At 65.9% G+C, this 12,528-nt stretch carries 10 protein-coding genes; 2 read left to right on the top strand and 8 right to left on the bottom strand.

Translation table 11 applies throughout. The features are described 5' to 3' along the window. The first annotated feature begins 36 nt into the window (after window positions 1-36). Window positions 37-1,029 carry an alpha/beta hydrolase gene (locus B1A87_RS06540; RefSeq protein WP_078027831.1) on the top strand — a complete coding sequence of 331 codons (993 nt, stop codon included), beginning with the start codon at window positions 37-39 and terminating at the stop codon, window positions 1,027-1,029. A gap of 7 nt (window positions 1,030-1,036) precedes the next feature. Here B1A87_RS06540 and B1A87_RS06535 read toward each other — a convergent pair whose 3' ends face one another. The 3 genes from B1A87_RS06535 to leuA all read right to left on the bottom strand — a co-directional run bounded on the left by B1A87_RS06535 (window position 1,037) and on the right by leuA (window position 4,465). Further along, on the bottom strand, window positions 1,037-1,879 hold the full coding sequence (locus B1A87_RS06535; protein WP_078027832.1) for an isoprenyl transferase: 843 nt from the start codon (window positions 1,877-1,879) through the stop codon (window positions 1,037-1,039). A gap of 2 nt (window positions 1,880-1,881) precedes the next feature. Continuing rightward, on the bottom strand, window positions 1,882-2,634 hold the full coding sequence (recO, locus tag B1A87_RS06530) for a DNA repair protein RecO (RefSeq protein ID WP_144275736.1): 753 nt from the start codon (window positions 2,632-2,634) through the stop codon (window positions 1,882-1,884). Between the two features lie 91 nt (window positions 2,635-2,725). Beyond that, window positions 2,726-4,465, bottom strand: coding sequence for a 2-isopropylmalate synthase (gene leuA / locus B1A87_RS06525; protein WP_078027833.1), 1,740 nt, complete (start codon window positions 4,463-4,465; stop codon window positions 2,726-2,728). 254 nt (window positions 4,466-4,719) lie between these two features. Between leuA and B1A87_RS06520 the strand changes: the two genes are divergently transcribed. After that, window positions 4,720-6,672: a M13 family metallopeptidase gene (locus B1A87_RS06520; RefSeq protein WP_078027912.1), complete on the top strand. Its 1,953-nt coding sequence runs from the start codon at window positions 4,720-4,722 to the stop codon at window positions 6,670-6,672. Between the two features lie 57 nt (window positions 6,673-6,729). Here B1A87_RS06520 and B1A87_RS06515 read toward each other — a convergent pair whose 3' ends face one another. The 5 genes from B1A87_RS06515 to B1A87_RS06495 all read right to left on the bottom strand — a co-directional run bounded on the left by B1A87_RS06515 (window position 6,730) and on the right by B1A87_RS06495 (window position 12,284). Further along, window positions 6,730-8,304 (bottom strand): LCP family protein, encoded by a 1,575-nt coding sequence (locus B1A87_RS06515; RefSeq protein WP_185982255.1) that lies wholly within the window; start codon window positions 8,302-8,304, stop codon window positions 6,730-6,732. 150 nt (window positions 8,305-8,454) lie between these two features. Beyond that, complete coding sequence (gene era, locus B1A87_RS06510) at window positions 8,455-9,414, bottom strand: GTPase Era (RefSeq protein ID WP_078027834.1); 960 nt, start codon at window positions 9,412-9,414, stop codon at window positions 8,455-8,457. After that, complete coding sequence (locus B1A87_RS06505; RefSeq protein WP_078027835.1) at window positions 9,398-10,729, bottom strand: hemolysin family protein; 1,332 nt, start codon at window positions 10,727-10,729, stop codon at window positions 9,398-9,400. Before B1A87_RS06505 ends, era begins: the two co-directional genes overlap by 17 nt. After that, window positions 10,726-11,199 (bottom strand): rRNA maturation RNase YbeY, encoded by a 474-nt coding sequence (ybeY, locus tag B1A87_RS06500; RefSeq protein WP_078027836.1) that lies wholly within the window; start codon window positions 11,197-11,199, stop codon window positions 10,726-10,728. The genes B1A87_RS06505 and ybeY overlap by 4 nt, the downstream gene beginning before the upstream one ends. Beyond that, window positions 11,196-12,284, bottom strand: coding sequence for a PhoH family protein (locus B1A87_RS06495; protein WP_078027837.1), 1,089 nt, complete (start codon window positions 12,282-12,284; stop codon window positions 11,196-11,198). The genes ybeY and B1A87_RS06495 overlap by 4 nt, the downstream gene beginning before the upstream one ends. Window positions 12,285-12,528: the final 244 nt, after the last annotated feature.

Below are 12,528 nucleotides of genomic sequence, written 5' to 3'. Positions count from 1 at the left end.
GGCCACGGCGGGGCGGTGAAAGTCTAGGCTGGTGCCATGGAGTGGCAGAGTGACATCCTCGGCGCGGACTTCGAGTCCTGCGCCTTCGATGCCACGGGCAGCGACGGTGTCACGCGCACGGCAACGCTGGTCCGCTTCGTCCCGCGCAAGGACGGAGCCCCCTCCGTGCCGGCCGGCCGGCGCCGTGCCGTGATGTTCCTGCACGGCTGGAGCGACTACTTCTTCAACACTGAGCTGGCACGTTTCTGGGACAGGCAGGGCTTCGAATTCTTTGCCCTGGACATGCACAACCACGGCCGCAGCCTTCAGCCCGATAGCCCCGGCGGTTACGTCGCAGACCTCGGAAACTACGACGCCGAGATTGGCGCGGCAATCGGAATGATCGCCGCGTCCGGGCCTGAGGCACCGCTGTCGCTTGCCCTGATGGGCCATTCCACCGGAGGCCTGGTGGCGGCCCTGTGGATAAGCCGGAATCCCGGAGTCGTGTCCCAGCTGGTTCTGAACAGCCCATGGCTGGAAATGCACGGCAGCACGCTGGTCCGCCGTGCCGCCTGGGCCATGGTGGAACCCCTTGCCCGGCTGCGGCCCGAGGCAGTGCTCAGGCTGCCGGAGCGTGGCTTCTATTGGCGCAGCATCAGCAGCTCGGCCGAGGGCGAATGGAGCCTGGACGATAACTACCGGCCGCCCATGGCGTTTCCGGTGCGCGCAGCCTGGCTCAGCGCGGTTCTCGCCGGCCATGCCAAGGTGGCGCGGGGCCTCGGAATCGACATTCCCATCCTCGTCCTGATTTCCGGGGCAAGCGAGAACGGCATGATCTGGACCGAGGCGATGCGCAGCACCGATGCCGTGCTGGACGTCAACGTCATCGCCACGCGGGCACTGTCCCTGGGCCGGAGCGTGTCCGTGGAGCGCATCGACGGCGCCCTTCATGACGTGTTCCTGTCCCGCGCCGAGGTCAGGGCGGACGCGTACCGGAGGCTGGCCAGGTGGATCCACGGCTACGCGGCCGCCGACGGGACCGTTGACTGAAGCGGCCCTACCTCGAGCGCGCGGCGTCCACCGGTTTCGCTGCCGCGTCCACCGCACCGCCGTAGCGACGGTCCCGCTGGGCGTACTCCAGCACGGCATCCCACAGGGTGCGGCGGTCGACGTCGGGCCACAGGGTGTCCATGAACACGAACTCCGCGTACGCCGACTGCCACAGCATGAAGTTGGAAAGGCGCTGCTCGCCTGAACTGCGCAGGAAAAGGTCGACGTCGGGAAGGTCCGGTTCGTCGAGGTACTTCTGGATGGTTTTCTCCGTAATCGCGCCGGGTTTGAGCCGTCCGGCGGCGACCTCCTGCGCAATGGCGGAGACCGCGTCCGCTATTTCCGCGCGGCCGCCGTAATTAACACACATGGTTAACGTGCACGTGCTATTTCCGGCCGTGTACGCCTCGGCCTCCTCCAGCTCACGGATAACCGAGCCCCACAGCTTTGGCCGCCGGCCCGACCAGCGGATCCGGACGCCCCACTCGTCCAGCTGGTTGCGCTGGCGTCGCAGCACATCCTTGTTAAATCCCATCAGGAAGCGGACTTCCTCGGGAGACCGCCGCCAGTTTTCCGTGGAAAAGGCGTAGACCGTGACGTACTTGATGCCCAGCTCAATGGCCCCGGCGACGACGTCCAGGAGGGCAGGCTCGCCGGCCTTGTGCCCCTCGATGCGGGGCAGGCCGCGCTGGTTGGCCCAGCGGCCGTTTCCGTCCATCACGATGGCCACATGCTGGGGCACGAACTCCGCCGGGATGGGAGGAGGGACGGCGCCCGAAGAATGCGGGTAGGGGTGCACCACCGGATCGGTCCGGCGCCGTGCGGGGCTGGTCTTCTTTCCCAAGGACACTGTTAGGTACGCTCCACATGTTTGAGGGACTTCAGGACACGCTCAAGGTGCCACTGCAGATAACTGGCTACGAGGCCGGCCGCTTCGCGGCGGTGGAGCGGAAGCGAGGAATCCGCCGTCGGCCAGTCGCCCGTGAGCAGTGCGCCCAGCAGCGTCACCGTCTCCGCGGCGGGCGCCGGCGAGCCTGGCGGTCGGCAGTCTCCGCAGACCATGCCGCCCAGCGGTGCAGAAAAAGCCGTGTGGGGTCCGGCCGCGCCGCATCGCGCACAACCGGTGAAGCTGGGTGCCCAGCCGCCGGTGGACAGGGCCCTCAGCAGGTAGGAGTCCAGGATCAGTTCCGGAGTGTGGTCCCCCCGGCTCAGGGACGCGAGGGCGCCGACCAGCAGGTTGTACTGTGCCGTTCCGGCTTCGCCGTCGACGTCGGTCAGCTTTTCGGCCGTTTCGGTCATGGCGGCGGCCACCGTGTATCTGCCGTAATCGGCGGCGATATTGCCGCCGTAGGCGCCCTTGGCCACCGCCTGGGTGACAATGTCCAGCGATTTTCCGGAGATCAGCAGCAAGTCCGCCACCATGAAAGGCTCGAGTCGGGCACCGAAGCGGCTGCTCGTGCGGCGGACGCCCTTGGCCACCGCCCTGACCTGACCGTGATGCTTGGTCAGCAAGGTGATGATACGGTCGGCTTCCCCCAGCTTGTGGGTGCGCAGCACCACGGCGTCATCGCGGTAGGCGCGCGCTGCAAAAGACTGTTGGACCACGCTTAATCTTCCCACTGTCCTCCGGAAAGTCCTGCTTTCCGGGTTTCAGGTGCGCCGCCGGACGCTGCCGGCAGCGCACCTGACCCGAGGCTCAGGCCTGGGCGTCCCGGATGGCCCGGTTTACTGCCGAGATGACGGCCTTCAGGGACGACGTGCTGGTGTTCGCGTCGATCCCGACACCCCACAGCACCCGTTCCCCTACGGCGCATTCGACATAGGCCGCGGCGAGGGCGCTGCCGCCCTCGGACAGGGCGTGTTCGCTGTAGTCCAGCACCCGGACGTCGACGCCGTCTTCGCGCAGGATGCCCAGCAGGGCGGCGATGGGGCCGTTGCCGGTGCCCGTGCGGTGGACCGGGGTGCCGTCGATCTTGAGCGCTGCGTGCAGCGTCATGGAACCGTCTTCATCGGTCTCCGTGCTGAACGAGCCCAGGGCGTAGCGTCCCCACTGGGCGTCGACCGTGCCGGAGGGCAGGTATTCATCCTGGAAGACCTGCCACAGCTGGGCGCCGCTGACTTCGCCTCCGACGGTGTCGGTCTGCTTCTGGATGACGCCCGAGAATTCGATCTGGGCGCGTCGCGGCAGGTCCAGGTTGTGCTCGTTTTTGAGCAGGTAGGCGACGCCGCCCTTGCCCGACTGGGAGTTCACCCGGATGACGGCCTCGTAGCTGCGGCCGAGGTCCTTCGGGTCGACCGGCAGGTACGGGACCTGCCAGGTGAAGTCGGCAATGTCCTTGCCGGCGGCGGCGGCGTCCTTCTCGAGGGCTTCCAGGCCCTTCTTGATGGCGTCCTGGTGCGAGCCGGAGAAGGCGGTGAACACGAGGTCTCCGCCGTACGGTGTGCGCTCGGCCACGGGCAGCTGGTTGCAGTACTCGACGGTGCGGCGGACCTCATCGATGTCGGAGAAATCGATCATCGGGTCGATGCCCTGCACGAACATGTTCAGGCCCAGGGTCACCAGGTCGACGTTGCCGGTCCGCTCGCCGTTACCGAACAGGCAGCCCTCGATCCGGTCCGCCCCGGCCAGGTAGCCCAGCTCCGCGGCCGCAACGCCGGTGCCGCGGTCGTTGTGCGGGTGCAGGGAGAGGATGATGCCCTCGCGCGGGTGCAGGTTGCGGCTCATCCACTCGATGGAGTCGGCGTAGACATTGGGGGTGGCCATTTCCACCGTGGCGGGCAGGTTGATGATGACCTGGCTGTCGGCCGAGGCCTCAAACACGTCCGCGATGGCGTTGCAGACGCGGACGGCGTACTCCAGCTCGGTCCCCGTGAAGGATTCCGGCGAGTACTCGTAGGTGATGTGGGTGTCCTGCAGCGTCTCTTCGTATTTCTTGCACAGCCGGGCGCCCTGGAGGGCGATGTCCAGGATGCCGTCTTCGTCCTGGTTGAAGACGACCCTGCGCTGCAGGACGGAGGTGGAGTTATACAGGTGCACGATTGCCTGCTTGGCGCCGACCAGGGACTCATAAGTCCGCTCGATCAGGTGCTCGCGGGCCTGGGTCAGGACCTGGATGGTGACGTCGTCGGGGATGTGGTTGCCCTCGATCAACTGCCGGACGAAGTCGAAGTCCGTCTGCGAGGCGGACGGGAAGCCGACTTCGATTTCCTTGTAACCCATCCCGACCAGCAGCTGGAACATCTTCAGCTTGCGGGCGGGGCTCATCGGGTCGATCAGGGCCTGGTTGCCGTCGCGCAGGTCCACGGCGCACCAGCGCGGAGCCTTGGTGATGACCTTGTCCGGCCAGGTGCGGTCCGGCAGCTCAACCGTGATCTGGTCCTGGAACGGGACGTAGCGGTGGACCGGCATTCCTGAGGGCTTCTGTGCGTTTCGCATTACTATCGTGGCCTTTTCTGTGATTCCTGAGTAAAAGGGTGGCCGGGCAACACAAACTCCGCAGCGAGGGTGGGCCTTGCGCTAGATCGCGTCTGAGGCCTCGCCGCGGCAGCTAAGAAGAAGGAGCTCTGCACGCATCATTTCACAGTAACACGGGTGCGTAAGATGAAGGAGCAACACCTCCAGCAACGTCCACAATGCAGACGCTGCACCGGTGCCAGCGCCGGCAGCAGCCCGTCATCGAAGGAGCCTCTGTGACAAATTCGGGGATCGCCCTGTCAAACATCGACCACGGTGTCAGGCCGCAAGACGACCTGTACAAGCACGTGAACGGGGCATGGCTCACGAGCACGACGATCCCGGACGACCGCCCCCTGGAGGGAACCTTCACCGCCCTTCGCGACGGCGCGGAGCTGGCGGTCAAGGAAATCATCGAGGAAGCGGCCGGCAAGGGCGCCGACGCCAGCGGGATTGAGCGCAAGATCGGCGATCTCTACAACAGCTTCATGGATGAGGCCGCCGTCGAAGCCAAGGGAATGGACCCGATCCGCGGGCGGTTGGCCGAGGTCTTTGCCACGGCCACGATTGGCGAACTGCTTGCGCTGGCCGGCACGCTGTTCCGCGCCGACGTGTCAGGCCTGTTCTACATTTACCCTGCCCCGGACGCCGGCAACCCCGAGCGCGTCCTGCTCTACACAGGCCAAGGCGGCCTTGGGCTCCCGGACGAGTCCTATTACCGGGAGGAAAAGTTCGCCCCGCTGGTGCAGTCCTACCGCGAATACGTCGGCACCATGTTCGGCCTGGCCGGCATAGCGGACCCGGAAGGTGCCGCCGCCCGCGTGGTGGCCCTGGAAACCGCACTCGCCTCGCACCACTGGGACAACGTCACGCTCCGTGACCCGCAGAAAACCTACAACCTGAAGTCCGCCAGCGAGGCCAGTGAGCTCTTTCCCCTGCTGGACACCTGGTTTGAGGCTGCCGACATCGTTCCGGAAAAGCGGCAGGAGATCGTGGTCAGCACGCCTGACTTCTTCGCCGGCGCGGCGGCGCTGCTGGTCTCGGAGTCGCTGCCGGTCTGGCAGGAGTGGCTGGCGCTGCGGGTCATCAATTCGGCCGCGCCGTACCTGTCGTCCCCCTTCGTGGACGCCAACTTCGCGTTCTACGGCACCAAAATCAGCGGCACCCCGCGGAACAAGGACCGCTGGAAGCGCGGCGTCGCCGTCGTCGAAGCCGCCCTCGGCGAGGCCGTGGGCCAGATTTACGTGGCACGGCATTTCCCGGAGGGCCACAAGGCCCGGATGCAAACGCTCGTCGGCAACCTGATCGAGGCGTACCGGGACAGCATCACCGGCCTCCGGTGGATGGGCGAGGACACCAAGGCGGAAGCGCTCAGGAAACTGGGGGCGTTCCGGGCCAAGATCGGCTTCCCCGACGAATGGATTGACTACTCGGCAGTGGTGGTCGACCCCGCCGACCTGCTGGGCAACGTCGAGCGGGCCCACAACGCCGACGTCGACCGCCACCTTGACGAGGTGGGCAAGCCGGTGGACCACAACAAGTGGCTCATGACGCCGCAGACGGTCAACGCGTACTACCACCCGATGCTCAACGAAATCGTGTTCCCGGCCGCCATCCTCCAGCCGCCGTTCTTCACCGCGGACGCGGACGACGCCGTCAACTACGGCGGAATCGGGGCGGTCATCGGCCACGAAATCGGCCACGGCTTCGATGACCAGGGCTCGCAGTTCGACGGCACGGGAGAGCTCCGCAACTGGTGGACCGAGGACGACCGCAAGGCCTTCGAAGCGCTGACCAGCCGGCTCGTGGCCCAGTTTGAGGTCCTTTCCCCGTACGCGGCCCCGGGGCACACCGTCAACGGAAAACTCACGCTCGGGGAAAACATCGGCGACCTCGGCGGGCTCACCATCGCCCACAAGGCCTACCGGCTGAGCCTCAACGGGGAGGAGCCGCCGGTCCTCGACGGCCTGACCGGCGAGCAGCGGTTCTTCGCGTCGTGGGCGGCCGGCTGGCGCCAGGTGATCCGGACCGAGGAGGCCATCCGGCGGCTCGCCACGGACCCCCACTCCCCCAACGAGTTCCGCACCAACGCAATCGCCAGGAACCTGGATTCCTTCCACGCCGCGTTCGGCGTCGCGGAGCAGGACGGAATGTGGATGGCGCCGGAGGAACGCGTCAGCATCTGGTGACAGCAGCAAGATGCCGGGCCAACCCACGGGTTGGCCCGGCATCTTGCGTTGGGCAGGCTACTGCTGGACGATCAGCTCGGGGTTGGCCTGCTGGCACACGGTGTCCCCGGCGGTCTGGTTCACGATGTCCTTCGGCACGGTCGTCTTGCCGAACTTGGTTCCGGACGCAAAGTCGGCGCCGAGGTACACCTGCACGCCTGCGACGCCGGGTGACGGCGCCACCTGGGCGGCCGGGATGCCCAGCAGCGCGGCGACATCCGCCGCCACATCCGCAAATTCGGGTCCGTAATAGACGAAGGTTTTCGCTGCCGGCTGCGCTTCCAGCGGCGCAACCTGGGTGAAGCCTCCCGCGGTCACGGCTTCCGCGATCTCCTGCGTCCGGGCGGGGATTCCCGTCCCGTTGGCGACGGTGATCGGCTGCAGGGTCTTGTCATACGGCGCCGCGGGCTTGGTGGGCTTTGGCGTGGCCGACGGCGTGGCACCCGCCGTCGGCTTCGCTGACGGCGGCGGCGTCGCTTTCCCCTCCGGGTCGGTGAGGTCGACGTCTTTCTTCAGGGCCGCAAAAAGCTGGGACGCGGCCGGCTGCGCGGCCTCCAGCCGGTTCGGGTCGCTGGTTGCAGGAACCGTGGGCACGGCAACGAAGGCGACCTTCCCGACGTCGATCGTCTTAAGCCGGTTTCCGATGGTGATCATCGCGGGAACGGACGCCAGTCCCTCATCGACGGTGAGGTTCTGGGTCACGACGTCGGCAATGTTGAGCATCTTGCCCGGATCCGAGAGGGTCCCGTCGTCCTTGATCTTCCGTGTCAGGGAGGACAGGAACCCCTGCTGGGCTTTGATGCGGCCGAGGTCACCGCCGTCGGCAAACGCGTGGCGGGTGCGCAGGAAGGCCAAAGCCTGCTCGCCCTTCACCTGGGACGTGCCCTTGGGCAGCCGGAGCCGGGAGTCGGGATCGTAGACGGCGTCGCTGATGCAGACATCGACGCCGCCGACAGCGTTGGACAGTTCCTTGACGGCGTTGAAGTCGGCCATCATGAAGTGGTCCACCTGCAGTCCGGTCAGCTTGTTCACGGTGTCCACGGCGCAGCCGATGCCGGCTTCGCCCATGGCTTCGTTGATCATGACGCCCGTGCGCGCCGGGTATTCCTTGCCCGTCTTTTGGTCCGTGCACTTGGGGATGTCCACCAGCAGGTCGCGGGGGAAGCTGATGACGCTGACGCGCTTGTTGTCCTCGGAGATGTCCATGAGCATCATGACGTCGGACTTGCCGTAGCCTGTCGAATCGTCCTTGGTGCCGTAGCCGGAGTTCTTGCCGTCACGGGTGTCGGAGCCGAGGATCAGGATCTGCATCCGGCCGGTGGCGTCGTCCACGGTGTCCGTGCGGCCGTTTCCGGCGCCGAGCGCGGACGTGGAAATGTTCGACTGCAGCCGGAAATACCAGTACCCGGCGAAGGCGAGTCCGCCCAGGAGCGCCACGGAGACGACGGCGGTGGTGACCTTAAGCCACAGCGGCATGTTGCGCACGTTCAAGTGCCGGGCAGCGCCCAGGCGGGCATCTTCGGCATGCCGGGCAGCTGGCTCGGACCGGGCTGTGCCCGGCCCTTGTGCGCGGTTGTCGCGGCGTCGCACCACAGGAAGTACCTTTCCTTAAAAAATGGGATTCGGCCTATTTTAGTCGCCCTGTCTGGGAATTTGCCGAAAACAGGCCCATATTGCAGGCGCGGCGGCGCCGCAGCGCTGCTGAAGGCGGCGCCGGCGGCGCCGGGAAACAGGCGGGAGGGGTCAGAAACCGAGCTTGACCAGCTGCTTGGGATCGCGCTGCCAGTCCTTGGCGACCTTCACGTGGAGGTCTAGGTAGATGCGCGTCCCCAGCAGGGCTTCGATGCCTTTGCGTGCGTTCGTGCCAACCTCCCGCAGCCTGCTTCCGCCCTTGCCGATGATGATCGCCTTCTGGGAGGGGCGCTCCACGTAGAGGTTTACCCGGACATCCAGGAGCTGGTTGTCCTCGGCCCGGCCTTCGCGCGGCACGATCTCGTCGACGACGACCGCCAGGGAGTGCGGCAGCTCGTCCCGCACGCCCTCCAGCGCGGCCTCGCGGATGAGTTCCGCCACCATGACAGCTTCCGGCTCATCGGTCAGCTCGCCGTCGGGGTAAAGCGGCGGCGACGGCGGCATGTGGCTGATCAGGACGTCCGCCACTGTGCCAACCTGGAACCCGTCGGTCGCTGACACGGGAACGATGTCCTTCCAGCCTTCCTCGCCGAGAACTTCCCGTCCCAGCGCGGCGACGGCCAGCAGCTGTTCGGTCAGCGCCTGGCGGTCCACGAGGTCGGCCTTGGTGACGATGGCGATGATCGGCTTGCGTCCCACGGCTGCGAGCTGGGCGGCAATGTATTTGTCGCCGGGGCCGATCTTCTCGTTGGCCGGAAGGCAGAACCCGATGGCGTCCACCTCGGCGAGCGTGTCGGCGACGAGGTCATTGAGGCGCTTGCCCAGCAAGGTCCGCGGACGGTGCAGCCCGGGCGTGTCAACCAGGATCAGCTGGGCGTCCTCGCGGTGCACGATGCCCCGAATGGTGTGCCGCGTGGTCTGCGGCTTCGCCGACGTAATGGCAACCTTCTTGCCCACCAGGGCGTTGGTCAGGGTGGACTTTCCGGCGTTCGGCCGGCCCACCAGGACGGAGAATCCGGCGTGGTAACCGCCGAAGGGTCCGCCGCCGTCGGCCTTATTCTGCTTGCTCACGTGGAACTCCCTGTTGCATTGATTCGGCCTCGTCGAGAAGGTCTTCAAGGTCAGTGTCTACTTTTGGTGCGGCCGCCGCAATGATGTGGCTGACGCGGTTCCGGCGGCCTTCCAGCCGCTCCGCCCGCAGTGTTACGCCGTCTACTTCTACGGTGCTGCCGACGATGGGTACGCGGCCGAGGGCCTTGGCCAGCAGGCCGCCGACGGTGTCCACTTCGTCGTCGTCGAGCTCGATGTCGAAAAGCTCCCCGAGGTCGTCGATGCTCATCCGGGCGCTCACGCGGTACGTTCCGTCGCCGAGTTCGGTGGCTTCGGCGCTCTCGGTGTCGTACTCGTCCACGATCTCGCCGACGATCTCTTCGATGAGGTCTTCGAGGGTGACGAGCCCGGCGGTGCCGCCGTACTCGTCGATGACGATCGCGACGTGCGTGGATTCCTTTTGCAGCTCCCGCAGGAGATCGCTCACGGGCTTGGAGTCCGGCACGTACCGCACCTCGCGGGCCAGCGCGTCCACAACCGGCGGTTCCTCGTCAGGGCGCAGGCCGTGCAGGACTGCGGCCACATCCTTGAGGTAGATAATCCCCAGGATCTGGTCCGTGTTCTCCCCGATGACGGGCATCCTGGAGTAACCGGAGCGGAGGAACAGGGACATGGCGCGGTGCAGGCTGGAGCCGGCATCGATGGTCAGGATGTCGGTCCGCGGGACCATGACGGCCCGGACCAGGGTGTCACCGAAGTCGAACACGGACTGGATGAGCTCCGCTTCGTTGTCCTCGATCACGTCCGATTCCGTGGCCCGGTCCACGAACTCACGGAATTCCTCTTCGCTGAAGAAGGACTCATCGCCGCCCGGCGCACCGGGGGCCACGGAGCTGCCCAGCCTGACGAGCCAGCCAGGGATCGGTCCCAGGACGCGGGCCAGGAACCCGATGAGCGGAGCCGAAAAAAGCACCACTGCGGCCGAGTGCGAACGGCCCAGCTGCCGGGGTGACACGCCGACGATCACGAAGCCGAGGACGGCCATGATTCCCGTCGCCGCGAGGCCGGCAAGCCACACATTTGCCAGGAGGCTGTAGAGGAGAACAGCAACGGCCACCGCGGACGCGGTCTCGAACCAGATGCGCCAGAAACGGAGGGCCCGCATATGCGTCATGGGCTGGGCCAGGATCCTGCGGAGCGCGTTGCCGCGGCTCTTCAGGAGCGCCTGTTCGGCGTCGTGCCGCGGAAGGAAGCTGAACGCGGCTTCGGCCGCCGTCAGCAGCGCTGCGGCGCCGAGGAACACCAGCGCCATGCAGACGAGGAGAAAGGAGGTCACTGCGTGGTCTCGGCGGGAGCTTCTTTGCCGGTGAACGCCGCGAGCAGCTCACGCTGCAGGCCGAACATTTCTGCCTTCTCTTCGGGTTCGGCGTGGTCATAGCCGAGCAGGTGCAGGATTCCGTGCGTCGTCAGCAGCAGCATCTCGTCCTGCGTGGAGTGGCCGGCGGTGCGGGCCTGGACCTCGGCAACCTGCGGGCAGATCGCGATGTCGCCAAGCATCCCCTGCGGGGTGGGCTTGTCCGGGGTTCCGGGCGTCAGCTCATCCATCGGCACGGAGAGCACGTCTGTGGAGCCGGGCTCGTCCATGAGTTCGATGTGCAGCTTTTCCATGGCGGGCTCGTCCACCAGCAGGATGGACAACTCGGCCTGGGGATGAATGTACAGCTGTTCGAAGATGAACCGGGACAGCGCCACCAGCTGCGCTTCGTCCACGGGGACGCCCGATTCGTTGTTTACCTCAATGCTCATGCGTGCTCTCCGCGCCTCTCCCGGGGAGCGGAATGCTTGACCCGGTTTCGCTGTACGTCGTCCCAGATGCTGTAGGCGTTGACGATGTCGCCGACCAGCCGGTGGCGGACCACGTCCGCGGAATCCAGGAAGGAAAAGTTGACGTCGTCTATGCCCTGGAGGATCTCCTCCACAATGCGGAGCCCGGAGCGGGTTCCGAACGGAAGGTCCACCTGGGTGACGTCGCCGGTGACCACCATCTTCGATCCGAAGCCCAGCCGGGTCAGGAACATCTTCATCTGTTCCGGCGTGGTGTTCTGCGCCTCGTCCAGGATGATGAAGGCGTCATTGAGCGTCCGGCCCCTCATATATGCGAGGGGGGCGACTTCAATGGTGCCCGCCGCCATGAGCCGCGGAATGGACTCCGGGTCAATCATGTCGTGCAGTGCGTCGTACAACGGGCGGAGATAGGGATCGATCTTGTCGCTGAGCGTGCCAGGCAGGAATCCCAGCCGCTCGCCCGCCTCAACCGCGGGGCGCGTAAGGATGATCCGGCTGACTTCCTTCTGCTGCAGGGCCTGCACGGCCTTCGCCATCGCCAGATAGGTCTTGCCCGTGCCTGCCGGGCCAATTCCGAAAATCACGGTGTTGGCATCGATGGCATCCACATAGTTCTTCTGGTTCAGCGTCTTGGGGCGGATGGTCTTGCCGCGGCTGGACAGAATGTCGTGGGTCAGCACATCCACCGGATTCTGCAGCGACTGGCTGCGGAGCAGCAGGACCAGCTGCTGCAGGACGGCCGGGGTGATCACCGTGCCGCGGGCCACCAGGCCGCGCACCTCGTGGAGCAGCCGCATGATCCTTGGTACGTCGGCCGCCGGACCGCTGATTGAGAGTTCATTGCCGCGGACGTGGAAACTGACCGCCGGGAACTGGTCCTCGATGAAGCGCAGGGCTTCGTCGTGGCTTCCGAGGGACTGGACCATCTGATCAGAGTTGTCGAAGATGACCACCTCCGTCCGGACACCGGGGAGAGTATGGGGGAATTCACCTGTAGTGCGGTCTCCGGTGTTGAGGCGGCGCTTTCCGTTTGCTGATTCAGTCATGGTGCCGGCCCGCAGGCCACTTGTTCCCTCCAGTTCGAAAATAACTCTTAAGAGTTCTTCCATCTTACGCCAGCGCCCGCCCGCGCTCACCGTTCCCGGCGGCCGCCGAGGTAGCGGTTCCGTGACGGGTTCCCGCAATTAGGTATCAACTTTGTATCGGCCTCATATCGTTCCCGTTGCAGTTCGCCCGTCAGCCGATAAAGGCCACCGTGGCCCCGGAGCCGTGTGTAATGCTGGGAAAGAA

This window comes from Arthrobacter sp. KBS0703 (assembly GCF_002008315.2).
In the GTDB taxonomy this organism is placed as follows: Bacteria; Actinomycetota; Actinomycetes; order Actinomycetales; family Micrococcaceae; genus Arthrobacter.
This window is presented reverse-complemented; position numbering and strand designations above follow the sequence as displayed.